The sequence below is a fragment of the Mycoplana rhizolycopersici genome, assembly GCF_013378445.1.
Lineage (GTDB): Bacteria > Pseudomonadota > Alphaproteobacteria > Rhizobiales > Rhizobiaceae > Mycoplana > Mycoplana rhizolycopersici.
This window is the reverse complement of the sequence record NZ_JABXYK010000001.1, coordinates 469,753-494,760: the sequence shown is the minus strand read 5'-3', so window position 1 is coordinate 494,760 and position 25,008 is coordinate 469,753. Positions and strand designations below refer to the sequence as shown.

Here is a 25,008-nt window from a genome sequence, read left to right as displayed (position 1 = left end):
CAATCAGCCTTCGGATTCGGTGGCGATCAGCTTCCAGTTGGGATCGCGCGAACGGACATCGCGGGCGAAGGTCCACAGGTCGTTGACCTCCGCGACCATTTCGGCATCGCCGTCGATCAGGCCGCCTGCCTTGTCGTAGGTCGCCGAAATCAACTGGCTGATGATGCGCAGCGTGATGTTGATCTCGTTGTCCTTCACCTCGGCACTGACGATATCGGCCTTCTCGATGCCGACGAAGCTGGACTTGACCACTTCGCCCTTGCCCTCGCGCTCGCTGATGGCTCCGTCAAACCCTTCATAGACCTCGCGGGAAAGCAGGTTCTTGAGGGTCTTGCGATCGCCATCGGCAAAAGCCACGACAATCATTTCGTAGGCCATCTTGGCACCGTTGACGAATTCCTTCGGGTCGAAGGACGGGTCGGCGTCGACCACGCGGCGCAGGGAATCGTTCAGCGGTGTTCCGGTCGGCGTAAAGGCATCGACAACGGCATAGGCGCCCTCTTCGCCGTCCGCGCCATCGCGCCGCGGCAGGGTCACGACCTTGCCGCGATCCGGCCCCGGCGCGCCCTCAGAGTTCTCGCGACGGGAATAGGGATCGAAGGGCGGCTTTTCATTCCCCGTTCGGCGGCCGAGAACATTGCGCAGCTGCAGGAAAATCACAACGGCCGCCACAAGGAAGAAAATCGTTACAAAGTCGAATGAGCCCATATCGGTCCGGAACCACCGTTCATCTTTTCTGATCTGCACCCCATATAATCTGCTCACGCACATTCTTCAAATGCGCGTGAGCACCCGATGGTCGAATGGCCATCACTTAACCTTGACCACCATCGATGGCGCGCAGACAAGCGAACCCGGCATGGTCTACAAGTAAGCCTTCCATGCAGTCAGGCAACAGACAATGACACGAATCTTCATCGCCATCCTCATCCTGCTTCTTCCGCTGATCGAAATCGCCGGCTTCGTGATCGTCGGGCGGCAGATCGGGCTTTTGGCAACACTTCTTCTCGTCATCGCCTCAGCCGTAATTGGAATGGCGATCCTGAGAAGGCAAGGCTTTCAGGCCTTGTCCAAACTACGCCAACAGAACTTGCCGCGCGACCTTCCAGCCGAGAAGTTCTTCGACACCGCCATGGTCCTGCTTGCCGGACTGCTTCTGATCGTGCCCGGGTTCTTCACGGATATCATCGCAATCCTGGTGCTTGTGCCCTTCGTCCGCACCTTCATTGCCCGCCGCCTTGCCGCGCGCGCCGTCGTCGTCAATTTCGAGGCCTCGACCGATCCTCGCGGGTCGCGTCCGCAACAGCTGCGCACGATCGATCTCGACACGGACGATTATAATCGCGACGAGCCGCGCTGAGGCCGATGCCCGCCAGGGCCGGCAGGGTTGTAAGCCCCCGGTCGAAATGCTAGATGGCTGCCACGATTTTTACGTCTCGAGGAAAGAACAATGGCAACCGAAAACGAAGCGGCCAACAACGCGGCCAGCCCGTCCCTCAACATCCTGGCGCAGTATGTGAAGGACCTTTCCTTTGAAAACCCCGGCGCTCCGCGCTCGCTGCAGGCGCGCGAGAAGGCTCCGTCGATCAACATCAACGTGAACGTCAATGCCAATCCGCTGACGGAAACGGAATTCGACGTCGTTCTGACGCTGAACGCCGAGGCCAAGGACGACGGCAAGGTTCTTTTCAACGCGGAACTGGCTTATGGCGGCGTCTTCCGCATCTCCGGTTTCCCACAGGAGCACATGCTGCCGGTTCTCTTCATCGAATGCCCGCGCCTGCTGTTCCCGTTCGCCCGCCAGATCATTGCCGATGCGACCCGCAACGGCGGCTTCCCGCCGCTGATGATCGACCCCATCGATTTTGCGCAGATGTTCCAGCAGCGCATGGCCGAAGAGCAGCTGAAGGCCAAGGTCGCCGGCAACACCAACTGATCCGTCACAGGATGGAAACTGAAAACGCCCGGTTCTGCCGGGCGTTTTTCGTTTGGGCTTTCAGTCCTGGTCTCCGGGTTCAGGCCGGTATTTCAGCCAGATCGCCTTGTCGCCCATCTTCTCGACCATTGCCGCATGCGCGGAAATCTCGATTTCGCTGATTCGCTGCGGCAAGGGTCTTGGGCGCTGTTCGATCGGCAGGACAATCTCCTCGCCATCCGCCTGGTCCAGCCGCTCACGCTGTTCGGCGACGCCAAGCCCGAGGGCGGCCTGCCTGCCGCCGATCATTTCGATGTAGACCTCGGCCAGAAGCTCGGAGTCGAGGAGTGCGCCGTGTTTTGTCCGATGCGAATTGTCGATGCCATAGCGCCGGCAGAGCGCATCGAGCGAGTTCGGCCCCATCGGATGCTTGCGACGCGCCAGCGCCAGCGTGTCCGTCACGCGGTCAGCTGGCACCGGTGGAATTCCGAGACGCTCGAACTCCGCGTTGATGAAGCCCATGTCGAAGGTGGCATTGTGGGCCACCCAACGGGCATCTGCAAAGAAGGACTGCAGGTCCTCGGCGATTTCTGCGAAGGGAGGCTTGTCCTTCAGGAACTCGTCAGTGATCCCATGAACGGCCAACGCGTCCGGATGCACCTTCTTGTCGCCCGGATTGATATAGACATGGAAAGTGCGCCCGGTCGGAAAATGATTGTCGAGCTCGACCCCGCCGATTTCGATGACGCGGTCGGAGCGACTGTCGAGGCCGGTGGTTTCCGTATCGAAGATGATCTCACGCATCGGCGTCGCTTTCCTGAATGAGTGTGCCGAGGATTTGTTTCACCTGTTCGCGCGCCGCATCAAGCCCGTTGTCCGTGTTGACCACAAAATCCGCACGCGCCCGCTTTTCGACATCCGGCAGCTGCCGTGACAAAAGCATGGCGAATTTTTCCTCGGTCATGCCCGGACGGGCCATCACACGCTGCCTCTGCACGTCGGGCGAACAACTGACGACGACGACCTTATCCACCCGCCGCTCGCCTCCGGTCTCGAACAGCAGCGGAATGTCAAGCACGACAAGACGAGTTCCGGCCGTGCGTTGCGCCTCCAGAAAGGCTGCCTCCTTCTGCCGGACGAGCGGGTGAATGATCCGTTCCAGACGGTTGAAACCATCCGGGCTTTTGGCCAGTTCGGCTGCCAGCGCCTTGCGATCGACGGCGCCGGATACGATCGCTGCCGGAAATGCTTCGCCGACCGGCCCGACCGCCTCGTTCGCATAGAGCTCGTGTACGGCCGCATCCGCATCATGCACGGGCACGCCCAGATCACGGAACATGCCGGCCGTCGTCGACTTGCCGGTCCCGATCGATCCTGTCAGCCCGACGATGATCATCCGTGCCGCTCCATGTCGTCGACGATGACCTGGCGCAACGCGGCATCCACTGTCGGCCGGACGCCGAACCACTTTTCGAAGCCGGGCGTTGCCTGATGCAGCAGCATTCCCAGCCCATCGACGGTGGCTAAGCCCTGGCGTTCCGCCTGGACGAGGAACGGCGTCTTCAATGGCACGTAGACGATGTCGGTGACGATCGCGCCGGGCACCAGCCCGCTGAAGTCGATGTCCGGCGCCGCGTCGCCGTCCATACCTAGCGAGGTCGTGTTCACGAAGAGGCCGGCTCCGCTCATCACTTCGCGAAGCGCTTCCATCGGATGTGCATATATCCTTGAGCCAAAGCGGTCTGCGAGTTCCTGCGCTCTCCCAACCGTGCGGTTCAGGACGTGGATCTCACTGATGCCACGGTTACGCAAGGCCTGCAGAATTGCCCGGCTTGCGCCGCCGGCGCCGAAAACGACCGCTCGATCGATGCGGTCCCAGCCCGAGGCCTGCTCGTCCAGATTGGAAACGAAGCCGTGACCATCGGTGTTGGTCGCATGCAGCCTGCCCTCTTCGATCCAGATCGTGTTACTGGCGCCAAGCTCTTCGCTGAGCGCATCAGGTCGATCGACGAGCTGAAATGCTGCCTCCTTGTGCGGGATCGTGACGTTGCCGCCGACAAAGGCGCGGTCCTCCCCTCTGAGGCTTGCGACGAAATCGGGAAATGCGGCGGGGGTGACGTCGATCGGCCTGTAGCTTCCTGCAATCCCAAACTTCTCCAACCAATGGCCGTGGATCAGAGGCGAGCGGGAATGCTTGATCGGATGCCCGACCACGAAGGCATAGTTAACAAATGTTTCACGTGAATCACGCATCGATCGCCCCCATCGATCTCAGTTGCGCCAGGAGCGGCAACATCGGAAGGCCGATGATGGTGAAATAGTCACCCTCGATCCTCTCGAACAGCTGTATGCCCTCGCCTTCCAACTGGTATGCCCCGACGCTGCCCAACACGCGTTCCCCCACCCGTGCCAGGTGGCGATCGATGAAGTCCGCACTCAAGGGACGCATTGTCAGACTGGCGGTGGAGACGTGACGCCAAGCCACCTCTCCGCCCACAGCGATCACCACGCCGCTGTTCAGCGCGTGGGTCCTGCCTGACAGGGCAAGAAGGTGCTCTCTCGCCCCCAAAATGCCTTCCGGCTTGTGAAACACCCGATCGGCCAGCGACAGCGTCTGGTCGGAACCTATCACCAGTCTTCCCGGATGGCGCACGGATACCGCCGTTGCCTTCGCCTCTGCCAGATGCAGGGCGACATCTGCGGGCGACGGTGCCTGCCGTTCCAGTTCGCTTTCGATTGCACGTTCGTCGATTTCTGGCGAAAAGGCGTCGAACGTCAGTCCGGCGTTTTCCATCAGCATCTTCCTGAACGGACTTTGCGAGGCGAGGATGAGGCGGTGTTTCTGCGGCACTGTCATGGCGAAGCTCTTGGTCTTTGGGTCTGAGGGCTTACCGAAGCTTCGGTCTCAGGGCAACAATTGCTGCAGCGGTCTCCTCGATGGAACGACGCGTGACGTCGATTACGGGCCAATTGTTGCGCGCGCAGAGCATGCGCGCGTATTTCAGCTCCTCGGCGATCTGCGCCCTGTCAGTGTAGTCCTCGCCCTTGAAATCCTTCGCAGCACCGAGGACGCGGTTGTGACGTATCTGGGCGATGCGATCGGTCGTCGCAATAAGCCCCACCACCAGCGGGCGAGCCACCTGGGAGAGACGTTCCGGCAGGGGCACGTCGAGGACGATCGGAATGTTCGCCGTCTTGATGCCGCGGTTGGCAAGATAAATGCTGGTCGGCGTCTTCGACGTCCTGCTGATGCCGACCAGAATGACATCCGCCTCCTCCAGGTCGGCCGGCAGCTGACCGTCGTCGTGATCCATGGTGAAGTTGAGCGCCTCGATACGGGCGAAATATTCCGCGTCCATCACGTGTTGCGCCCCCACCCGACGACGAGAGGTCGCACCGAGATAGGACTGAAAGACGTCAAGGATGGGCTCAAGCACGGACACACAGGGCAGCCCCATCTCGCGGCAGCGCTGATCTATGATGGCGGAAAGCTCCCGGTCGACGATCGTGTAGAGCACGATGCCCGGCGCACTGTCGATCGCGTCGAGGACCGGTGTCAGCTGCTTTCGATTACGAATGAGGGGGTAGACGTGTTCGAGCGCCTGCGACGCCTGGAATTGGGCAGCCGCGGCCCTCCCCGCCGCAATCAGCGTCTCACCCGTCGAATCGGAGATCAGATGCAGGTGAAAGTAGTTTTTGGGGTTCTCCACATGATCCTCGGCAGGCTGTTGATAGGGTGGGATAGGATGACCGAAGAATCCGCCTCGCGACCCACCCCCGTGGAAAAGTCTCGATTTTTCCACAATTCGGTTTTTGCGGGATCGATTTCCAGTGGCGATGTGGACAACTCCGCCGCGGCGACATTCTGTCACGCAAATCCTCACATTGTCCACAGGATAGCAAAAACGAGGATTAAACGAAGATTTTGAAATAAAAGGATTATTTCAGATATCCCGCAACCCTTCGTTCAGCTGCGTTTTTTTTGCGGTCTGCAGGATCGTTCCCACTTCGTCCGGGAAAGATGTGGACGGAATTTAATCCTTGATAGTCACCGACTCTAAGAAATAGAAACCTCTTCAATATAGATTTCTTTGATTAGAGGAGCCGCAGCGGTGGCGAGCGGAACGCGGAAGATTGTCGAGGTTCTGAACGGGAAGACCGTGTCTCCCCCACCAGTGTGGCTGATGCGCCAAGCCGGGCGTTATCTGCCGGAATATCGCGAGACGCGTTCCAAAGCCGGCAGCTTCCTTGATCTCTGTTATTCGCCCGATCACGCTGTCGAAGTGACTTTGCAGCCGATCCGGCGTTACGGCTTCGATGCTGCCATTCTCTTCTCCGACATCCTCGTCATTCCGGATGCCTTGAAACGACAGGTTCGGTTTGAAGAGGGGCATGGACCGCGATTGCAGCCGCTGACACCGGACGAGATACCGCCTCTTTCAAAGCTGGGGGTGATGGAGCACCTGGCACCGGTGATCGAGACGGTCGGACGCCTTCGCAAGGAATTGCCGCAGGAGACGGCCCTGCTGGGCTTCTGTGGCGCGCCCTGGACCGTTGCGACCTATATGATTGCCGGACAGGGTACGCCGGATCAGGCGCCGACGCGGCTCTTCGCCTATAAGGAGCCAAAAACGTTCGCACTGCTGCTCGATATCCTGGCCGAGAAATCCGCCGAATACCTGATCGCACAGATCGATGCCGGGGCGGACGCCGTGCAGATCTTCGATTCCTGGGCAGGCGTGCTTGGCGAGCATGAATTTGCTGCCTACGCCGTCAAGCCGGTACGGCGCATCGTCGATATAGTCCGGGCCGCGCGTCCGCAGGCAAAGATCATTGCCTTCGCCAAGGGAGCGGGTTTGTTCCTGCGCGAATACCGCCAGCAGACCGGCGCCGATGCGATCGGCCTGGACTGGACCATCCCACTTTCGATGGCGGTGGAATTGCAGAAGGACGGACCGATACAGGGCAATCTCGACCCGCAGCGCGTCGTTGCCGGTGGCGCCGCTTTGCACGAGGGCATCGATGCGATCCTGTCTGCACTTGGAAACGGCCCGCTGATTTTCAATCTCGGCCACGGGATCACCCCTCAGGCCGACCCGGCCAACGTTGCCGACCTCGTGCAGCGTGTTCGGAGCTACCGCTCGTGAGCGAGCAGCAGACGGGCCGACGGGCCGGTCGGCGCGCGGCGATCCGCGCCGTATCCGTCATCGTTGTCTTCGCTGCGATTGCAGCGATGCTGATCGCCCATCCGCCGGACGACCTCTATCTCTGGATCAAGGCGTTTCACGTTGTCGCCGTCATCTCCTGGATGGCCGGCCTGCTCTACCTGCCGCGCCTGTTCATCTATCACACCGACGCTGCGGCTGGATCGGATGCTGCGGAAACCTTCAAGACGATGGAGAACCGCCTCTATTTCGTCATCATGAACCCGGCCATGATGCTGAGCTGGGTTCTCGGCCTCTATCTCGCCTGGTCGGTCTACGGCTTCCACGGAGGCTGGCTGCATGCAAAGTTGGCCTTCGTCCTGGTTCTGACCGGATTTCATGTCTTCCTTGGCCGTTCTGTCAGGGCCTTCAGCCGCGACGAGAACCGTATCAGCCCGCGGGGCTGGCGTTTTCTCAACGAGATGCCGGCGCTCCTGATGGTGGCGATCGTCATTTTCGTCGTCGTCAAGCCGTTCTGAGGCGAGCGCTATGCGGGTCCCAACGGGGAAATTTTCGGAGCCCCTTGCGGGCGTGGCAATGAAGCGCTATTTTCGCAACATCTCATCTCTCGTGGCATGTGTACCTGCTTCGTGAACTGCTCCCCCTGCAGCTCAGTCTTGACTCGCACGCCAATCCCCATCCTGAAATTACGCATGGTCCCCCCTTCATGGCTGAAATGAAGCTTCAAGAACTGAAAAATAAGACGCCGACCGATCTTCTGGCCTTTGCCGAATCACTCGAGGTCGAGAACGCCAGCACGATGCGCAAGCAGGAGCTGATGTTCGCAATCCTGAAGATGCTGGCCGCGCAAGATACGGAAATCATCGGCGAGGGCGTGGTCGAAGTGCTTCAGGATGGCTTCGGCTTCCTTCGCTCCGCCAATGCGAACTATCTTCCCGGCCCGGATGATATCTACATCTCCCCCTCGCAGATCCGACGGTTTTCGCTGAAAACTGGCGACACCGTCGAAGGCCCGATCCGGGGTCCGAAGGAGGGCGAGCGCTACTTCGCGCTGCTGAAGGTAAACACGATCAATTTCGACGATCCGGAAAAGATCCGCCACAAGGTCCACTTCGATAATCTGACGCCGCTTTATCCGAATGAGCGTTTCAAGATGGAGCTGGAAGTTCCGACTTCGAAGGACCTTTCGTCGCGTGTCATCGACCTGGTTGCCCCGCTCGGCAAGGGTCAGCGCGGGCTGATCGTCGCGCCGCCACGTACAGGCAAGACGGTTCTTTTGCAGAACATCGCCCACTCGATCACTGCCAACCACCCGGAATGTTATCTGATCGTCCTTCTGATCGATGAGCGTCCGGAAGAAGTGACCGACATGCAGCGCTCGGTGAAGGGCGAAGTGGTGTCCTCAACGTTTGACGAGCCCGCCACGCGCCACGTGCAGGTGGCCGAGATGGTCATCGAGAAGGCCAAGCGTCTGGTCGAGCACGGCCGTGACGTGGTTATCCTGCTCGACTCGATCACCCGCCTCGGACGGGCCTACAATACGGTCGTTCCGTCATCGGGCAAGGTTCTGACCGGCGGCGTGGACGCCAACGCGCTGCAGCGTCCGAAGCGGTTCTTCGGTGCGGCGCGCAATATCGAGGAAGGCGGCTCGCTGACGATCATTGCCACCGCGCTGATCGACACTGGCAGCCGCATGGACGAAGTGATCTTTGAAGAATTCAAGGGCACTGGCAACTCCGAAATCGTCCTCGACCGCAAGGTTGCCGATAAGCGGATCTTCCCGGCAATGGACATCCTGAAGTCGGGCACCCGTAAGGAAGACCTGCTCGTACCGCGTCAGGATCTGCAGAAGATATTCGTACTGCGCCGGATTCTTGCGCCGATGGGAACGACGGATGCCATCGAATTCCTCATCGACAAGCTGAAGCAGACGAAGAACAACGGCGACTTCTTCGAGTCGATGAATACATAAGCCGGATTCTTATCCGGATTCGCATGAATACGGCGAAGCACCTCTAAGGGCGCTTCGCCGTTTTCTATTTGAGGACGCGTGGTGTCTCCTATCCTAATGCAGGCAAAACTGGACTGGGCCGCGCCAATGTTGTATCGACGCGCTCGGTCGGCCATGGCGGCAGATGTGGATACTGCCCGGCCTGGATGCCTCTGGTGAAATATGGTCAGCAACGACACAATCTTCGCGCTTTCGAGCGGCGGGCTTCCGTCCGGCGTTGCTGTCGTGCGCATCAGTGGACCCCAATGTGCAGGCGCCGTTGAAACGATCGCCGGCGCTCTGCCTCCTGCAAGGAAGGCAAGCCTAAGATCGATTCGAAACCGAAACGGTCTTCTGCTCGATCAAGGTCTCGTGATCTATTTTCCCGGGCCGGCGTCATTTACGGGTGAAGACTCTGCAGAACTGCATGTCCATGGTGGGCGAGCCACGGTACGTGCGGTTCTCGATGAACTTGGCGACCTACCCGGCCTGCGCGCTGCTGATCCGGGCGAATTCAGTCGACGTGCGTTTCATAACGGCAAGCTTGATCTGGTCGAGATCGAGGGGCTGGCGGATATTGTTGCCGCGCAGACCGAAATGCAGCGCCGGCTTGCCATTGAACATGCTTCTGGCGGACTGTCGAATCTCTACGGTGCATGGGCTAGACGCCTGACACATGCGCGCGCGATGATCGAAGCGGAACTGGATTTCGCCGACGAGGACGACATACCGGGCGCGATCGGTCACACCATTAGAGCGGACCTGGAAGATCTTGCATCTGTGATGCGCAAGCACCTGCGCGGGAGCCGCACGGCCGAAATTATTCGGGACGGCTTGACCGTGGTAATTACCGGATCTCCGAATGTCGGAAAGTCGAGCCTGCTCAACTACCTCGCAAATCGTGACGTGGCGATCGTGACGGATATTCCGGGGACGACCCGCGATATTGTTTCGGTCGATCTAGATCTCGACGGCTTCGCAGTTAGACTGGTCGACACCGCCGGTATTCGCGAGACGACCGAACTTGTCGAGCGTGAGGGCATTCGTCGCGCCAAAGCTGCAGTCGAAACAGCGGATCTGGTGCTTCATCTCGTCGGACCCGAAGAAGGAACGATACCCGCGGAGGGTACCAGTGCTCAGACTATCCGCGTCTTCACCAAACAGGATATCGGCATAGGGCGTGTGCCGAGGGACGGTGAGATTGCTATATCGACGCTGACCGGTGCGGGTATTGACCTGCTACTTGCATGTGTTAGGTCGAGATTGCCGGATTTGACGGACGCGTCAGCCTTTGCAATCCCCTCACGGCAACGGCACAATGAGACGCTTAATGAGGCGGTCAGGGCAATTGAGAACGCTCTACAGATAAGTGACGACCTGGAATTGCAGGCAGAATGGCTCCGGGTGGCAGCGACTGAGATCGGGCGTATAACGGGACGTGTCGACGTCGAGAACCTGCTCGACGTGATCTTTTCCGAATTCTGCATCGGCAAATGATTCACGTGAAACATGTAATGCAACGAAAGCGAGTCGAGTTTTAACGTTTCACGTGAAACGATTCATCGACCCACCAGATAAACGGACATGCAGCATGAGATATGATGTCATCGTCATCGGCGGCGGGCATGCAGGTTGCGAAGCGGCGGCCGCAGCATCGCGCGCCGGAGCCAGCACGGCGTTGCTAACCCATTCGCGGCAAACGATCGGCGTTATGTCCTGCAATCCCGCCATCGGTGGCCTTGGCAAGGGACATCTCGTGCGAGAAGTGGATGCGCTGGACGGATTGATGGGACGCGTGGCCGATCGCGCCGGAATCCAGTTTCGTCTGCTGAACCGCCGTAAAGGACCAGCAGTCCGCGGACCGCGCACGCAGGCCGATCGTCGGCTCTACCGCACGGCGATGCAGGCAGAAATTGAAGCGACCGCCAATCTCGACGTCATCGAGGGTGACGCCTACGACATCGAGATCGAAAGAAATCAGATCGCCGCGGTCATCACCAAGGATGGCCGCCGCATCCCCTGTGCGGCCGTCGTGCTGACGACGGGGACTTTCCTGCGTGGCCTTATTCATCTCGGAAGCGAAACCACACCGGCCGGACGAGTCGGCGAGCAGCCATCCTTGGGGCTTTCCGAGACGCTGTCGCGGCTCGGTTTGCGCCTCGGCCGGTTAAAAACGGGAACGCCGGCACGCCTCTCCGGTAAGACGATTGCTTGGGACAGGGTCGGGCGCCAGGCCGCTGATGACGACCCGGTACCGTTCTCGTTCATGACGGATAGGATTACAAATCCGCAGATCGAGTGTGGCGTGACGCGCACCACGGCGGAAACGCACCGGATCATCGAGGAGAATATTGGGCAGTCCGCCATGTACTCCGGCCAGATCAAAGGGGTAGGTCCGCGTTACTGCCCGTCTATCGAGGACAAGATTGTCCGTTTCGGAGAACGAGACGGGCATCAGATCTTTCTGGAGCCAGAAGGCTTGGACGACGACACCGTGTATCCGAACGGTATCTCCACGTCGCTGCCAGCTGTGGTGCAGGCCGCGTTCATCCGCACGATTCCCGGACTGGAGAATGTGGAGATCCTGCAGCCTGGTTATGCAATCGAATATGATCACGTTGATCCGCGCGAACTGTCGCTCGGACTGGAAGTGACAAAAATGCCCGGCCTCTTCCTGGCCGGCCAGATCAACGGAACTACAGGTTACGAGGAAGCGGCAGCACAGGGTTTGGTTGCCGGCGTCAATGCCGCACGCAAGGTTGGCGGTCAGGCTCCCTATCATTTCAGCCGTACGAACAGCTATATCGGCGTGATGATCGATGATCTGACGTCGCGGGGCGTGGCAGAGCCCTACCGGATGTTTACCTCGCGCGCCGAGTATCGACTGTCATTGCGCGCGGACAACGCGGACCTGCGACTGACGCCGATCGGGATCGAGCTTGGCATCGTGACGGATGAACGGCGATCGCGGTTTTCTGGCTGGCAGGTAGAGCTGGGACACTTCCGTGACTTGGCGCAGTCGCTGTCAGTTACACCAAGCCAGGCGCAGCAATATGGTATCCGTCTCAATCAAGATGGGCAGCGTCGAAGCGCCTACGACTTGTTGTCCTACAGTGAGCACTCCATCGCCACGCTGGCGCCGATCTGGCCAGAGCTGGCTGCTATCCCAGACCGCACACGTGAAGCTTTGGAGATCGAGGCTGGCTATGCCGTCTATATGAATCGCCAGGCCAGCGATATTGCTGACGTGCAACGAGAAGAGCAGCGGATGATTCCGGTCGAGTTCAGTTTCGATGACCTGCCCGGCTTGTCGAATGAATTGCGTGTGAAGCTCAATCGTGATCGTCCGGCGAATGTTGCGCAAGCGTCGCGTATCGACGGGATGACGCCGGCTGCTATTTCGCTTCTGCTGGCCGCTCTAAGACGAGCGGAGACACATGAACTTGCCAAAGGCCAAGGTATTGCCCGATGAAAGTTGAGGATATCTCGCTTGGCGACTTGAATGTTTCACGTGAAACGGAAGAGCGCTTGCGAACATTTATTCTGCTTTTCGACAAGTGGGCGCGAACCATCAATCTCGTGGCGCCATCGACATTGCAGGACTTTGGCGCCCGGCATATCCGGGACAGTGCCCAGATTTTTTCGCTTTCACCCCAGCCGTTGACATGGGTCGATCTGGGCAGTGGCGGTGGTTTTCCGGGCATCATTACGGCCATTCTTCTGCATGAGGCCGGTGGTGGTTGGGTTCACCTGATCGAGAGCAACAACAAGAAGGCTGCATTTTTGCGCCAGGCGATCGGGGAAACCGGTGCGCGAGCCAGCGTCCATCCGATCCGCATTGAGGCATCGCCGGACGTCGTCACCGATTGCGATGCCATATCAGCCAGGGCGCTGGCCGAGCTCCCGCTTCTCCTGAAATACGCGTCGCCATGGATGAATCGCAACAAGGCTTGCCGTGCTTTCTTTCACAAAGGGCGGGATTACCAGATCGAAGTGGACAAAGCCCGTGGTGAGTGGGCATTCGATCTGATAAAACACCAGAGCGTCGTTGAGCATGATTCTGTCGTGCTGGAGATAACGGGGCTTTCGCGCAGCGGTCAGTGACGGCGGATCCATATGGCAAGCCATTCCAACAGAATTATCACTATCGCCAACCAAAAGGGCGGCGTCGGCAAGACCACAACCGCGATCAATCTCGCGACGGCGTTGGCTGCCATTGGCGAAAGCGTGCTGATCGTCGATCTGGATCCGCAGGGCAATGCCAGTACCGGGTTGGGCATCGATCGGCGGGATCGCAAACTGTCCTCCTATGATCTATTGATGGGGACGCACGGGATTTTCGATATTGTGCAGCAGACGGCTGTCCCCAATCTCTCGATCCTGCCTTCGACGATGGATCTTCTGGGTATCGAAATGGAGATTGCCGGCGAAAGCGATCGGGTCTTCCGTCTGCGTCGCGCCCTCTTTTCCGAAGAGGCGGCACAGTACTCCTATATCCTCGTGGACTGCCCGCCGTCGTTTAATCTGTTGACCATGAACGCGATGACGGCCGCACATTCCGTTCTGGTGCCGTTACAATGCGAGTTCTTTGCGCTGGAGGGGCTGAGCCAGTTGCTCGAGACGGTCGACCAGATCCGCCGGACGGTCAATCCGTCGCTGGACATTCAGGGGATCGTGCTGACCATGTACGATTCGCGCAACAATCTCGCGCTCCAGGTCGTCAATGACGTTCGTACGCATCTAGGCGAGAAGGTCTATCATACGCTGATCCCGCGTAATGTCCGTGTTTCGGAGGCCCCGTCCTACGGCAAGCCTGCGATCCTCTATGATCTCAAGTGCGCCGGCAGTCAGGCCTATCTGCAACTGGCCTCCGAAGTGATCCAGCGCGAGCGGCAGCGAAAAGCGGCATAACTGTTATCGGAAGTAGTAGAGATGAACGACGACAACTCGAAGCGGCGGCTTGGCCGAGGTCTGGCTGCCCTGATCGGAGAGATGGACCAGCCGGTGGCGATCGGTACCGCAGCCGCGGAAGCAACGGTCAATCCGGATCGCATGGTTCCGATCGAGTTCGTTGGCCGAAATCCGCGCAACCCTCGCCGCTATTTCGACGAGGCGGAACTGCAGGATCTCGCCGCTTCGATCCGCCAACATGGCATCGTACAGCCTGTTGTGGTGCGGACGATCGCGCCCGAGCGATTTGAAATAATCGCCGGCGAACGGCGGTGGCGGGCGGCGCAGCTGGCGGGTTTTGTTGAAATTCCGGTCATAGTCCGGGATGTCGACGACAGAACCGCACTGGAAATTGCGATCGTCGAGAACGTCCAGCGTTCGGATCTCAATCCGTTGGAAGAGGCATTGGGATACGATCAACTGATTGCGGAGCATGGATATACGCAGAACGATCTGGGTGAGATCATTGGCAAGAGCCGAAGCCACGTGGCCAATAGTCTGCGTCTTCTGAAGCTGCCGGAACCGGTGCGTGACATGCTCGCCTCCGGCGCGCTCTCTGCGGGCCATGCGCGTGCGCTGGTGCCCACCTCGGATCCCGTGCAATTGGCAAAGACGATCGTTGCCAAGGGGCTCTCCGTGCGCGACGCCGAGCGTATCGCGCAGAACGATATCAAGGCGCAGTCCGATCCTGAACACGGCCGTCGTGCGGCCCAGAAGGACGACAAGGACGCTGATACCCTGGCTTTGGAGCGCACGCTGTCCGACAGCCTCGGACTCGAGGTTTCCGTCAGCCACAAAGCCAATGGCGGCTATCTCCGTATCAATTACAAGACGCTCGAGCAGCTGGAGGAGATCTGCCGCTTGCTCGAACGCCGTTGAGCCTGATGCGGGTCTCAGCCTCGCGCGGATTGCAGGACGGTTGAGAGAAGCGTCTGCATCGCAATCGTGCCTTCAAGGGACGATCTTTGCCGTGTCTGGAGTATGGCGGCCTGGAGGCGTGCGGTCTCGCGTCGGAGCGCCGGCAACTGCCATTTCCGTAAAGCCTGTTCGATGACGGGCTTGCGCCGAAAATGAAGGTGGCGGCCGAGTGTTCCCATGACCTGAGCGGCGTTTGCTCGCTTTTCGTCCATTTCAGCCCGCATCAGTTCGAGCAACTGGAACTGTCTGAGGCAGGCCTGCATGACGAGGAACACAGGCGTCTTCGACGCCGCAATCTTCTGCATGGATGCGAGAAACGTGCTCTGATCACCCTTCAGGATAGCGTCGACGGCGTCATCTACCGATATGGCACTGGCATCGCCAATCGCCGCTAGAACGTCCTCTTCCTCAACAACGGTGCGGCCGTGGCAATAAAGGGCCAGCTTGCGTATCTCGTTGCGCGAGGCGAGCCTGTCTCCGCCAATCGATTCCAGCAGACGCTGACGGGCGGCCGGTACGATGCGAAGGCCGGCTGACTCCAACTCGTTGTCGACAAGAGTGCTTAGTGCCCGTGTGTCGTCGGCGTAGCAGGGAATGGCGACCGCTCCCCGCGAGCTCTCGACGGCCTTGCGCAACGCCGAACCCTTCTTCAGATCGCCTGCTTCGATGAGCAAGGTGCAGCCCTGCGGTGGTTCCTTATTCAGGATCTCGATCGCATCCACCAGCGAGCGTTCGTTGCCGGCATCCTTTACCCATACGAGCCGATCGCCGCCGAAAAGTCCGATGGCATTCATTTCGTCCAGTAGCCGGCCGGGCGCTCCCTGCAGATCGGATGCTGTCGTGCGAAGCACGGCGAATGCATCGTCCAGTGCGACACCGGTCCTAGCGGCGAGCTGGCTGGCGCGTTCTGATACCAGGCCTCGATCGGGTCCATAGACCAGAAAGATGCCGCCGGACCGTGGCGCCCGCTGGAGAAAGCCATCGAACTCGTGCGATTTTACCTCGGTCATAGCCGGCTATCGGACGGCCAGCGCTGCGGCCACATCCGCCTTTACAAGCTCGGCCATCTCGCGCGCGGCACGATTTTCCGCGTCCCGGATGGCGCGCAACTTCGCAAATTCCTGCACGGGGAAATCGACGAGCGAAACGACCTGACGACGGCCCGAACGGATCGTTTCGCCGGATTCCATACGGGTCAGGTTATAGTCGGCGGTGACAACCAGTCGACCGGCGCGCGCAACGTCGTCCGACTGTGACAACAGCACGCCGAAATCGCGTGAACTGACGTTCAGTTCAAGGTGATAGGTCGGATTGGCAGGTTCGCCGGCTCCGCCGGCGAGAAGGAAGATCAACTCGTTGCGAACCCGCTGCTCGACGCGGTCTTCGGCTTCCGAGATGGAGACGGAAGCTGTTCCTGCGGCGGTGTTCGATCCGGTCGAATAGAGCGGTTTGACCTGACAACCACTGGTTAATGCGAGTGCTACGAGGCCGAACGCCGAAGCGAAAAGCCTCCTGCTGCGCGATCCCTCAGACAACAACATTCACGATCCTCTGCGGAACCACAATGATCTTCTTCGGCGTCTTGCCGCCAAGCGCGGCCTGAACCGATTCAAGAGCCAGAACAGCCGATTCGACGGTCATCTGATCCGCATCGCGGGCAATTGTCAAATCGCCGCGCTTCTTGCCGTTGATCTGGACCGGGAGTGTGATTTCGTTCTCGGCGACCAGTGCCTCGTCATAGGTCGGCCAGGGGCTGCGAGCGACCAGCTCGCTGGCGCCGACCGCCTTCCAGCACTCTTCGGCAAGGTGCGGCATCATCGGGGCGATGATCGCGATGAGGACCTCCACTCCTTCGCGCAGCGCGGACGCCATCTCGGCGGTTGCCTTGCCTTCGGCGGCCGCGGTGAGCGGTCCCGCCAGCGCGTTGACGTATTCGTAGATGCGGGCCACGGCCTTGTTGAAGGCAAGCTTGTCGTAGTCTGCCTGTACCGCCTTCAGCGTCTTGTGGGCGATACGCGAGAGCGCCAAGGCCTCACCGTCCCGACCGGGCGCGGGTGATGCCGCAGCAAGCGCGCCGGCAGCCTCGGAGATGAGACGCCAGATGCGCTGGACAAAGCGATGTGCGCCTTCGACGCCGGCTTCCGACCAGATGACGTCACGATCCGGCGGCGAATCCGACAGCACGAAGAACCGGGCGGTATCGGCGCCGTAGGAGGCAATGATGTCGTCCGGGTCGACCACGTTCTTCTTCGACTTCGACATCTTCTCGATCGAGCCGATGGTGATCTCTTCGCCGGATTCGACGTGCATGGCGTGCCGCTTGCCGTCGATCTCCTCGATACGGATATCAGCCGGGGTGACCCATTCGCGCTTGGCGCCCTCCCCGCGGCTGTAGGTTTCGTGCACGACCATCCCCTGGGTGAAGAGCCCCTTGAAGGGTTCCCTGACGTCCAGATGGCCCGCGACCTGCATGGCGCGGGTGAAGAAGCGCGAGTAGAGCAGGTGAAGGATCGCGTGTTCGATACCGCCGATGTACTGGTCCACCGGCAGCCATGCATTGGCAGCCGCCGGATCGGTCGGGCGGCTTTCCCAGGGCGCGGTAAAGCGCACGAAGTACCAGGACGAATCGACGAAGGTATCCATCGTATCGGTTTCGCGTCGCGCATCCTTGCCGCAGTGCGGGCATGCCACGTGCCGCCAGGTCGGGTGGCGGTCGAGCGGATTGCCCGGGCTGTCGAAGGTCACGTCGCCCGGCAGCTTGACGGGAAGATCCTGCTTCGGCACCGGAACGACGCCGCAATCTTCGCAATGGATGATCGGGATCGGGCAGCCCCAGTAGCGTTGGCGGGAAATGCCCCAGTCGCGCAGACGGAAGTTGACCTTGCGCTCGCCCTGCGGCGCATTGCCGACGGAAGCGGCGGCCAGCCGGTTCGCCACCACCTCGAAGGCGGCCTCGGTGGACAGCCCGTCGAGAAAGCGTGAATTGATCATCACGCCGTCGCCGACATAGGCCTCGTCGCCGATCGCAAAGCTTGCCGCTTCACCGCCTTCCGGCATGACGACCGGAACGACTGGAAGACCGTATTTGCGAGCGAAATCAAGGTCGCGCTGGTCGCCCGACGGGCAGCCGAATATGGCGCCCGTACCGTAGTCCATCAGCACGAAGTTGGCGACGTAGACCGGCAATTCCCAGCTGGCGTCGAACGGGTGGCGAACCCTGATACCGGTGTCGATGCCCTTCTTCTCCGCCGTTTCGAGTGCGGCAAGGGAGGTGCCTGCGCGTCGGGTTTCTTCGCAGAAGGCGGCGATCTCGGGATTGCGTGCGGCCGCATCCCGCGCCAGCGGGTGGTCGGCGGAAATCGCAATGAACGATGCGCCAAACAGCGTGTCCGGCCGCGTCGTATAGACCGTGACCTCGCTTTCGTCGGTCATGCCCGCGCGATCGCTGATCTCCCAGCGGATCATGAGGCCTTCGGAGCGGCCGATCCAGTTCTTCTGCATGAGCCGGACTTTCTCCGGCCACTGGTCGAGACTGTCGAGTGCTTCCAGCAGATCCTCGGAAAAATCGGTGATCTTGAAGAACCATTGGGTCAGCTCGCGCTGTTCCACCAGCGCGCCGGAGCGCCAGCCGCGACCGTCGATCACCTGTTCATTGGCAAGCACCGTGTTGTCGACCGGATCCCAGTTGACCTTGGACTGCTTGCGATAGACCAGCCCCTTCTCGAGCAGATCGAGAAACAGGTGCTGCTGGTGCTGGTAGTATTCGACGTCGCAGGTGGCGAATTCACGGGACCAGTCGAGCGAGAGGCCCATGGCCTTCAGTTGCGCCTTCATCGAGGCGATGTTCTGGTAGGTCCACGCGGCAGGGTGCACTCCACGTTCCATCGCGGCGTTTTCGGCCGGCATGCCGAAGGCGTCCCAGCCCATCGGGTGCAGCACGTTGAAGCCGCGGGCGCGCTTGTAGCGGGCAACGACATCGCCCATCGCGTAGTTCCGCACGTGGCCCATGTGAATGCGCCCGGATGGATAGGGGAACATCTCAAGGACATAGTATTTGTCGCGCGGATCGTCGTTCTTCGTCAGGAAGACGTTCTCTTCGTTCCATTTCGCCTGCCAGCGGGGCTCGGCATCGCGCGGGTTATAACGTTCGGTGGCCATGTCGTCGAATTTCCGGAAATTGGGGGCGAAGCCCTTACGAATATGTGGCGTGACCTTCACCATGAAACCGCAGTAGCGTCAAGTTTTGACGGCCGTTCGAGCGGCGGGGCGCGTCGTGCGATCTTGGCAAGCAGGCCTGATTTCGGTACGTCCGGGCCCGACATCAAGGAGTGGAGACAAGAATGGAAGTGGAAGAACGCCTGAACGAGGTTCGCGCCCGAATCCGCAAGGCCTCCGTCAATGGGGGTCGGGACGTCGACGCCGTGACGCTGGTCGCAGTTTCCAAGACCTTCGATGCCAATGCTATCCGGCCGGCCATAGCGGCAGGCCAGCGGGTCTTCGGCGAAAACCGTGTTCAGGAAGCGCAGGGCAAGTGGCCGGCCTTGCGCGAGGAAACGCCAGGGCTGGAACTGCACCTGATCGGGCCGCTGCAGTCGAACAAGACGGCAGAGGCTGTCGCACTTTTCGACGTGATCGAGACGATCGATCGCGAGAAGATCGCCCGCGCTGTTGCGGCTGAAATGCACCGGCAGTCCCGCCAGCCGCGCCTATACGTTCAGGTGAACACCGGCCTGGAGCCGCAAAAGGCGGGCATCGTGCCGGACGACGTCAAGGCTTTTGTCGCCTTCTGCTGTGACGAGCTTGGACTTTCGGTCGAAGGGCTGATGTGCATTCCGCCCGTGGACGAGAATCCCGGCCCCCATTTCGCGCTGCTGGCGAAGCTCGCCAAAGAGGCGGGCGTCGAACGCCTGTCGATGGGCATGTCCGGCGACTATGAGATTGCCGTTGCTTTCGGCGCTTCAAGCGTGCGTGTCGGGTCCGCGATTTTCGGCACCCGTTGAGCGGGCGCAGATCTGCTCGCGCGACTTGTCACGCATTCTTCCTACCCACCAATCCGCTCCTTTTCAGGCGCTGGAGCGCCGGGGCCGACTTCTAGCCCAATGGTCTTACTTCCCTGCCCGCGGGGAGTTTTCTATCCTTTCTTCCGGAGGGGCCGTTACGGCGGCCATGCAAGTTCGGGAGGAGATGTCATGGCGAGCAGCTATGCAAAGACCTATGCCGGCTGGAAGGCCGATCCGGAAGGCTTCTGGAGCGGTGCTGCCGCCGCAATCGACTGGTTCAAAACGCCTGCCAAGACGTTTGACGGCGAGCGCGGGGTCTATGGCCGGTGGTTTCCGGACGGCGAGACGAATACCTGTTTCAACTGCGTCGACCGACATGTCGCGGCAGGCCGCGGCGACCAGGCCGCTTTGATCTACGACAGCCCGGTGACCGGGCAGAAGCGGTCCTACACCTATCGCGAGGTGTTGACGCAGGTGGAGGGCGTCGCCGCCGTTCTTCTTGGGCTCGGCGTCGATCGAGGCGACCGGGTCATCATCTACATGCCGATGGTGCCCGAGGCGGTGTTCGCCATGCTGGCCTGTGCCCGCATCGGTGCGGTCCATTCCGTCGTCTTCGGCGGCTTTGCGGCAAACGAGCTCGCGACGCGGATCGATGACTGCCGGGCGAAGGTGGTGATTTCGGCGAGCTGCGGCGTCGAACCGGGTCGCATCGTCGCCTACAAGCCGCTGCTCGATGCAGCGATCGAGCTGGCTGCGCACAAACCGGAGCATTGCCTCATCCTGCAGCGGCCGGAACTGTCTGCCGCCATGAGTGCCGGACGGGACATCGATTTTGCCGATGCAGTTACCGAAGTCCTGACTGAAGGTACGGTTGTGCCGTGCGTATCCCTGGGTGCGACGGAGCCGCTCTACATTCTCTACACGTCCGGAACGACCGGGCAGCCGAAGGGCGTGTTGCGCGACAATGGCGGCCATATGGTGGCCCTCGCCTGGAGCATGCAGCATTTCTACGGTGCCCGGCCCGGCGAAGTTTTCTGGGCGGCTTCCGACATCGGTTGGGTGGTCGGCCATTCCTATATCGTCTATGGGCCGCTTCTGAACGGCAGCACGACCGTGCTCTATGAAGGCAAGCCCGTCGGCACCCCGGACGCCGGCGCCTACTGGCGGGTGATCGAGGAACATGGGGTTCGAGTGCTCTTTACCGCGCCGACGGCCTTCCGGGCCATTCGCAAAGACGATCCGTCGGGAAGCCTGATTGCGGGATACGATCTTTCCTCCCTGCGCGCTTTGTTTCTCGCCGGCGAGCGCGCCGATCCCGATACGCTCCAATGGGCCGAACAGGTGCTGCTTGTTCCTGTAATCGACCATTGGTGGCAGACGGAAAGCGGCTGGCCGATGGCCGGCAATCCGCTGGGCCTGGGCCTGCTTCCGGTGAAGCATGGTTCCCCGACCGTTCCCCTCCCCGGCTACGAGATCCATGTGCTGGACGATGCGGGGCACGCGGTCGCGGCGGGCGCGCTCGGCAATATCGCGGTGAAACTGCCCCTGCCCCCCGGTTGCCTGCCGTCGTTCTGGAATGCCGACGAGCGTTTTCGCTCGGCCTGCCTTGCGGAGTTTCCCGGCTACTACAAGACGTCCGATGCCGGTTTCATTGACGAGGACGGCTATCTCTTCATCATGTCGCGCACCGACGATATCATCAATGTCGCCGGCCACAGGCTGTCGACCGGAGCCATGGAAGAGGTCTGCGCAAGCCATCCCGACGTTGCCGAATGCGCCGTCATCGGTATCGCCGACGCGGTCAAGGGCCAGGTGCCTGCGGGCTTCCTGGTGCTCAACAGCGGTGTTTCACGTGAATCATCGATGATCGAAAGGGAGGTCGTTGCCCTTGTCCGTGACCGGATCGGCCCCGTCGCCGCCTTCAAGCTGGCTATCTGCGTGAAGCGCCTGCCGAAGACCCGCTCGGGAAAGATACTGCGCGGCACGATGCAGAAGATCGCCGACGGACAGGAGTGGAAGATGCCCGCGACCATCGACGATCCGGCGATCCTGGAGGAAATCGAGAGCGCGCTTGCGGGACGGCATCTGCCCGTCTGAGCAAGTGGGACATTCAAGCAGGCACAAAAAAACCGGCCGAAACGGGTCGGCCGGGTTTTCGTTTCACGTTCGATAAAGTTCGTATCAGAAGCGCTGATCGTCGTCCTCGTCTTCGTCGCGATTGGACTTCAGCGACTTCAGTTTTGCGAAGACGGCGTCCGCATCGATTTCCTTCTCCTCTTCGCGCTCGTGATCGCCGAAGGGAAGCTTCTCGGTTTCGCGGGCCGATTCGAGGGTGGCGCCGAGTTCGGCGGCGGTCGGCAGCGGACGTCCCTTCGAGGCGCGTTCGACTTCGAGGTCGAGATCGATCTGGGAGCACAGGCCGAGCGTAACCGGATCCATCGGCGCGAGGTTGGCCGAGTTCCAATGGGTGCGCTCACGAATCTGCTCGATGGTCGATTTCGTCGTACCGACGAGCCGCGAAATCTGGGCGTCCTTCAGTTCCGGATGATTGCGCACGAGCCAGAGAATGGCATTCGGCCGATCCTGGCGCTTGGACACGGGGGTATAGCGGGGGCCCTTGCGCTTGGATTCCGGCACGCGAACCTTCGGCTCGGAAAGCTTCAGCTTATGGTTCGGGTTGGCTTCGGCGCGGGCGATCTCGTCGCGCGACAGCTGCCCCGTTGCAATCGGATCGAGGCCCTTGATGCCCTGCGCAGACTCGCCGTCGGCAATCGCCTTGACTTCGAGGGGGTGCAGCTTGCAGAACTGGGCGATCTGGTCGAACGACAGCGCCGTGTTGTCGACAAGCCAGACGGCCGTTGCCTTTGGCATAAGCAGTTGTTGGGCCATGGATGCAATCCTTCTGTCCGTCCGCGCCGGTCGCGGGCCGTGGGGATAAACCACTGATTTCCGGGAATGGCGCACTCTATAACGCCACTGTAGCAGAAATGCAATTCTTCAAGCGACAAATGACCTTTGTCTAATTGCTCGAAGGCTTTGACCTGTTATGAATGCGACGACGTCGAGACCGGAGGAGCTCGGTCCGAGTATTTGCATGAGGAGGAATTGTATGTCTGCCAAGACCTATCCGGTCCTGAAGTCCGCCAAGAGCCGCGCCCTGATCGACAATGATACCTATCAGAAGTGGTATCGCGAAAGCATCGAGAATCCGGAGCGCTTCTGGGACAAGCATGGCATGCGGATCGACTGGTTCAAGCCCTATACGAAGGTCAAGAACACCTCGTTTACCGGCAAGGTGTCGATCAAGTGGTTCGAAGACGGCATTACCAACGTCTCCTACAATTGCATCGACCGACACCTGAAGACGCATGGGGACCAGGTGGCGATCATCTGGGAAGGCGACAACCCCTATATCGACAAGAAGATCACTTACAACGAGCTGCACGAGCACGTATGCCGCATGGCGAACGTGATGAAGAAGCACGGCGTCAAGAAAGGTGACCGCGTCACCATCTATATGCCGATGATCCCCGAAGCTACCTATGCGATGCTTGCCTGCGCGCGCATCGGTGCGATCCATTCTGTGGTCTTCGGCGGCTTCTCGCCGGATGCGCTTGCCGGCCGTATCGTCGATTGCGAATCGACCTTCGTCATTACCTGCGATGAGGGCGTGCGCGGCGGCAAGCCGATCCCGCTCAAGGAAAACACCGATATCGCGATCGACATCGCCGCCAAGCAGTTCGTCATCGTGAACAAGGTGCTGGTGGTGCGCCGTACGGGCGGCAAGACCGGCTGGGCGCCGGGGCGCGACCTCTGGTACCATCAGGAGATCGCCACCGTGCCGCGCGATTGTCCGCCGGCGCGGATGAAGGCGGAGGATCCGCTGTTCATCCTCTACACCTCCGGTTCGACAGGCAAGCCGAAGGGCGTGCTGCATACGACAGGTGGTTATCTCGTCTACGCATCGATGACGCACAAATACGTCTTCGACTATCAGGACGGTGACATCTACTGGTGCACCGCCGACGTCGGCTGGGTCACCGGGCATTCCTATATCGTCTATGGCCCGCTCGCGAACCGGGCGACGACGCTGATGTTCGAGGGCGTTCCGAATTTCCCTGATGCCGGTCGCTTCTGGGAAGTGGTCGACAAGCACAAGGTCAACATCTTCTATACCGCGCCGACGGCGATCCGCGCACTGATGGGGGCCGGCGACGAGTTCGTGAAGCGCTCCTCGCGCTCCTCGCTGCGCCTGCTGGGCTCGGTCGGCGAACCGATCAACCCGGAAGCCTGGGAATGGTACTATCACACGGTCGGCGAGGATCGCTGCCCGATCGTCGACACGTGGTGGCAGACCGAGACGGGCGGTATCCTGATCAGCCCCCTCCCCGGCGCGACCGACCTGAAGCCAGGCTCAGCGACCCGTCCGTTCTTCGGCGTAAGCCCGCAGCTCGTCGACAACGAAGGCGCCGTCCTGGAGGGTGCCGCTGACGGCAATCTCTGCATCACCGATAGCTGGCCCGGTCAGATGCGGACCGTCTATGGCGACCATAACCGCTTCGTGCAGACGTACTTCTCCACCTACAAGGGCAAGTATTTCACCGGCGACGGCTGCCGGCGAGACGAAGACGGCTATTACTGGATCACGGGGCGCGTGGACGACGTGCTGAACGTGTCCGGCCACCGGCTCGGCACGGCCGAGGTCGAATCGGCGCTGGTCTCGCACCACCTCGTCTCGGAAGCGGCGGTTGTCGGCTATCCCCACAGCCTCAAGGGTCAGGGTATCTACTGCTACGTCTCACTGATGGCCGGACAGGAAGGAACCGACGCGCTCCGGCAGGACCTCGTCAAGCATGTGCGCAAGGAGATCGGACCGATCGCGACCCCGGACAAGATCCAGTTTGCACCTGGCCTACCCAAGACGCGTTCGGGCAAGATCATGCGCCGGATCCTGCGCAAGATCGCCGAAGACGATTTCGGGGCCCTGGGCGACACGTCGACGCTCGCCGAGCCGGCGGTCGTGGATGACTTGATCGCCAATCGGCAAAACAAGGCTGCCGGCTAATAGTC

At 60.5% G+C, this 25,008-nt stretch carries 23 protein-coding genes; 13 read left to right on the top strand and 10 right to left on the bottom strand.

Translation table 11 applies throughout. The features are described from left to right. Window positions 1-3: 3 nt before the first annotated feature. On the bottom strand, window positions 4-708 hold the full coding sequence (locus HV823_RS02195; protein ID WP_176948101.1) for a Tim44/TimA family putative adaptor protein: 705 nt from the start codon (window positions 706-708) through the stop codon (window positions 4-6). Between the two features lie 193 nt (window positions 709-901). On the opposite strand from HV823_RS02195, the gene HV823_RS02190 reads away from it, so the two are divergent. Together HV823_RS02190 and secB are read left to right on the top strand one after the other, a co-directional pair. Beyond that, on the top strand, window positions 902-1,360 hold the full coding sequence (locus HV823_RS02190; protein ID WP_176948100.1) for an FxsA family protein: 459 nt from the start codon (window positions 902-904) through the stop codon (window positions 1,358-1,360). A gap of 90 nt (window positions 1,361-1,450) precedes the next feature. Continuing rightward, window positions 1,451-1,936: a protein-export chaperone SecB gene (gene secB, locus HV823_RS02185; RefSeq protein WP_176948099.1), complete on the top strand. Its 486-nt coding sequence runs from the start codon at window positions 1,451-1,453 to the stop codon at window positions 1,934-1,936. A gap of 60 nt (window positions 1,937-1,996) precedes the next feature. Here secB and dnaQ read toward each other — a convergent pair whose 3' ends face one another. The 5 genes from dnaQ to HV823_RS02160 are packed head-to-tail and all read right to left on the bottom strand — an operon-like array spanning window position 1,997 to window position 5,625. Then, window positions 1,997-2,719 (bottom strand): DNA polymerase III subunit epsilon, encoded by a 723-nt coding sequence (dnaQ, locus tag HV823_RS02180; protein WP_176948098.1) that lies wholly within the window; start codon window positions 2,717-2,719, stop codon window positions 1,997-1,999. After that, a complete protein-coding gene (coaE, locus tag HV823_RS02175; protein WP_176948097.1) occupies window positions 2,712-3,311 on the bottom strand; it encodes a dephospho-CoA kinase in 600 nt (199 codons plus the stop codon). Before coaE ends, dnaQ begins: the two co-directional genes overlap by 8 nt. Further along, window positions 3,308-4,168 carry a shikimate dehydrogenase gene (locus HV823_RS02170; RefSeq protein WP_176948096.1) on the bottom strand — a complete coding sequence of 287 codons (861 nt, stop codon included), beginning with the start codon at window positions 4,166-4,168 and terminating at the stop codon, window positions 3,308-3,310. Before HV823_RS02170 ends, coaE begins: the two co-directional genes overlap by 4 nt. Further along, a complete protein-coding gene (locus HV823_RS02165; RefSeq protein WP_176948095.1) occupies window positions 4,161-4,772 on the bottom strand; it encodes a Maf-like protein in 612 nt (203 codons plus the stop codon). Before HV823_RS02165 ends, HV823_RS02170 begins: the two co-directional genes overlap by 8 nt. Window positions 4,773-4,803: 31 nt before the next feature. Continuing rightward, window positions 4,804-5,625, bottom strand: coding sequence for a pyruvate, phosphate dikinase/phosphoenolpyruvate synthase regulator (locus tag HV823_RS02160; RefSeq protein WP_176948094.1), 822 nt, complete (start codon window positions 5,623-5,625; stop codon window positions 4,804-4,806). A 402-nt stretch (window positions 5,626-6,027) separates the two neighbouring features. On the opposite strand from HV823_RS02160, the gene hemE reads away from it, so the two are divergent. The 8 genes from hemE to HV823_RS02120 all read left to right on the top strand — a co-directional run bounded on the left by hemE (window position 6,028) and on the right by HV823_RS02120 (window position 14,899). Further along, entirely contained in the window at window positions 6,028-7,062 is a 1,035-nt protein-coding gene (hemE, locus tag HV823_RS02155; protein ID WP_176948093.1) for a uroporphyrinogen decarboxylase, read from the top strand. Further along, the gene (hemJ, locus tag HV823_RS02150; protein ID WP_176948092.1) at window positions 7,059-7,598 is read left to right on the top strand and encodes a protoporphyrinogen oxidase HemJ; all 540 of its coding nucleotides are present in this window, start codon (window positions 7,059-7,061) and stop codon (window positions 7,596-7,598) included. Before hemE ends, hemJ begins: the two co-directional genes overlap by 4 nt. 188 nt (window positions 7,599-7,786) lie before the next feature. Next, a complete protein-coding gene (gene rho / locus HV823_RS02145; protein WP_176948091.1) occupies window positions 7,787-9,052 on the top strand; it encodes a transcription termination factor Rho in 1,266 nt (421 codons plus the stop codon). 201 nt (window positions 9,053-9,253) lie between these two features. Continuing rightward, window positions 9,254-10,567, top strand: coding sequence for a tRNA uridine-5-carboxymethylaminomethyl(34) synthesis GTPase MnmE (gene mnmE / locus HV823_RS02140; RefSeq protein WP_176948090.1), 1,314 nt, complete (start codon window positions 9,254-9,256; stop codon window positions 10,565-10,567). A gap of 94 nt (window positions 10,568-10,661) precedes the next feature. Continuing rightward, window positions 10,662-12,542, top strand: coding sequence for a tRNA uridine-5-carboxymethylaminomethyl(34) synthesis enzyme MnmG (mnmG, locus tag HV823_RS02135; protein WP_176948089.1), 1,881 nt, complete (start codon window positions 10,662-10,664; stop codon window positions 12,540-12,542). Then, window positions 12,539-13,174, top strand: coding sequence for a 16S rRNA (guanine(527)-N(7))-methyltransferase RsmG (locus HV823_RS02130; protein ID WP_210270660.1), 636 nt, complete (start codon window positions 12,539-12,541; stop codon window positions 13,172-13,174). Before mnmG ends, HV823_RS02130 begins: the two co-directional genes overlap by 4 nt. Before the next feature lie 12 nt (window positions 13,175-13,186). Next, window positions 13,187-13,981 carry a ParA family protein gene (locus HV823_RS02125; RefSeq protein WP_176948088.1) on the top strand — a complete coding sequence of 265 codons (795 nt, stop codon included), beginning with the start codon at window positions 13,187-13,189 and terminating at the stop codon, window positions 13,979-13,981. A 21-nt stretch (window positions 13,982-14,002) separates the two neighbouring features. Continuing rightward, window positions 14,003-14,899: a ParB/RepB/Spo0J family partition protein gene (locus HV823_RS02120; RefSeq protein WP_176948087.1), complete on the top strand. Its 897-nt coding sequence runs from the start codon at window positions 14,003-14,005 to the stop codon at window positions 14,897-14,899. Window positions 14,900-14,913: 14 nt separating this feature from the next. Here the strand turns inward: HV823_RS02120 and holA are convergent, their stop codons facing one another. From holA to leuS, 3 genes are read right to left on the bottom strand one after another with little or no spacing between them, the layout of a single operon-like run. After that, on the bottom strand, window positions 14,914-15,948 hold the full coding sequence (holA, locus tag HV823_RS02115; protein ID WP_176948086.1) for a DNA polymerase III subunit delta: 1,035 nt from the start codon (window positions 15,946-15,948) through the stop codon (window positions 14,914-14,916). A 6-nt stretch (window positions 15,949-15,954) separates the two neighbouring features. Next, a complete protein-coding gene (lptE, locus tag HV823_RS02110) occupies window positions 15,955-16,479 on the bottom strand; it encodes an LPS assembly lipoprotein LptE (RefSeq protein ID WP_176948085.1) in 525 nt (174 codons plus the stop codon). After that, a complete protein-coding gene (leuS, locus tag HV823_RS02105) occupies window positions 16,466-19,096 on the bottom strand; it encodes a leucine--tRNA ligase (protein ID WP_176948084.1) in 2,631 nt (876 codons plus the stop codon). Before leuS ends, lptE begins: the two co-directional genes overlap by 14 nt. A gap of 182 nt (window positions 19,097-19,278) precedes the next feature. Here leuS and HV823_RS02100 point away from each other — a divergent pair, with 182 nt between their 5' ends. Both HV823_RS02100 and HV823_RS02095 read left to right on the top strand, forming a co-directional pair. Then, a complete protein-coding gene (locus tag HV823_RS02100; RefSeq protein ID WP_176948083.1) occupies window positions 19,279-19,938 on the top strand; it encodes a YggS family pyridoxal phosphate-dependent enzyme in 660 nt (219 codons plus the stop codon). Between the two features lie 189 nt (window positions 19,939-20,127). Further along, a complete protein-coding gene (locus HV823_RS02095; RefSeq protein WP_176948082.1) occupies window positions 20,128-22,035 on the top strand; it encodes a propionyl-CoA synthetase in 1,908 nt (635 codons plus the stop codon). Window positions 22,036-22,119: 84 nt separating this feature from the next. Here the strand turns inward: HV823_RS02095 and HV823_RS02090 are convergent, their stop codons facing one another. After that, the gene (locus HV823_RS02090) at window positions 22,120-22,827 is read right to left on the bottom strand and encodes a DUF1013 domain-containing protein (protein WP_176948081.1); all 708 of its coding nucleotides are present in this window, start codon (window positions 22,825-22,827) and stop codon (window positions 22,120-22,122) included. Between the two features lie 220 nt (window positions 22,828-23,047). Between HV823_RS02090 and acs the strand changes: the two genes are divergently transcribed. After that, window positions 23,048-25,003 (top strand): acetate--CoA ligase, encoded by a 1,956-nt coding sequence (gene acs / locus HV823_RS02085; protein ID WP_176948080.1) that lies wholly within the window; start codon window positions 23,048-23,050, stop codon window positions 25,001-25,003. Window positions 25,004-25,008: the final 5 nt, after the last annotated feature.

Bases quoted from the DNA above. Each gene is read 5' to 3' on its own strand.
- HV823_RS02195 (WP_176948101.1), bottom strand. From the start codon at position 708: ATGGGCTCATTCGACTTTGTAACGATTTTCTTCCTTGTGGCGGCCGTT.
- HV823_RS02190 (WP_176948100.1), top strand. From the start codon at position 902: ATGACACGAATCTTCATCGCCATCCTCATCCTGCTTCTTCCGCTGATC.
- secB (WP_176948099.1), top strand. From the start codon at position 1,451: ATGGCAACCGAAAACGAAGCGGCCAACAACGCGGCCAGCCCGTCCCTC.
- dnaQ (WP_176948098.1), bottom strand. From the start codon at position 2,719: ATGCGTGAGATCATCTTCGATACGGAAACCACCGGCCTCGACAGTCGC.
- coaE (WP_176948097.1), bottom strand. From the start codon at position 3,311: ATGATCATCGTCGGGCTGACAGGATCGATCGGGACCGGCAAGTCGACG.
- HV823_RS02170 (WP_176948096.1), bottom strand. From the start codon at position 4,168: ATGCGTGATTCACGTGAAACATTTGTTAACTATGCCTTCGTGGTCGGG.
- HV823_RS02165 (WP_176948095.1), bottom strand. From the start codon at position 4,772: ATGACAGTGCCGCAGAAACACCGCCTCATCCTCGCCTCGCAAAGTCCG.
- rho (WP_176948091.1), top strand. From the start codon at position 7,787: ATGGCTGAAATGAAGCTTCAAGAACTGAAAAATAAGACGCCGACCGAT.
- mnmE (WP_176948090.1), top strand. From the start codon at position 9,254: ATGGTCAGCAACGACACAATCTTCGCGCTTTCGAGCGGCGGGCTTCCG.
- mnmG (WP_176948089.1), top strand. From the start codon at position 10,662: ATGAGATATGATGTCATCGTCATCGGCGGCGGGCATGCAGGTTGCGAA.
- HV823_RS02130 (WP_210270660.1), top strand. From the start codon at position 12,539: ATGAAAGTTGAGGATATCTCGCTTGGCGACTTGAATGTTTCACGTGAA.
- HV823_RS02125 (WP_176948088.1), top strand. From the start codon at position 13,187: ATGGCAAGCCATTCCAACAGAATTATCACTATCGCCAACCAAAAGGGC.
- HV823_RS02120 (WP_176948087.1), top strand. From the start codon at position 14,003: ATGAACGACGACAACTCGAAGCGGCGGCTTGGCCGAGGTCTGGCTGCC.
- holA (WP_176948086.1), bottom strand. From the start codon at position 15,948: ATGACCGAGGTAAAATCGCACGAGTTCGATGGCTTTCTCCAGCGGGCG.
- lptE (WP_176948085.1), bottom strand. From the start codon at position 16,479: ATGTTGTTGTCTGAGGGATCGCGCAGCAGGAGGCTTTTCGCTTCGGCG.
- leuS (WP_176948084.1), bottom strand. From the start codon at position 19,096: ATGGCCACCGAACGTTATAACCCGCGCGATGCCGAGCCCCGCTGGCAG.
- HV823_RS02100 (WP_176948083.1), top strand. From the start codon at position 19,279: ATGGAAGTGGAAGAACGCCTGAACGAGGTTCGCGCCCGAATCCGCAAG.
- HV823_RS02095 (WP_176948082.1), top strand. From the start codon at position 20,128: ATGGCGAGCAGCTATGCAAAGACCTATGCCGGCTGGAAGGCCGATCCG.
- HV823_RS02090 (WP_176948081.1), bottom strand. From the start codon at position 22,827: ATGGCCCAACAACTGCTTATGCCAAAGGCAACGGCCGTCTGGCTTGTC.
- acs (WP_176948080.1), top strand. From the start codon at position 23,048: ATGTCTGCCAAGACCTATCCGGTCCTGAAGTCCGCCAAGAGCCGCGCC.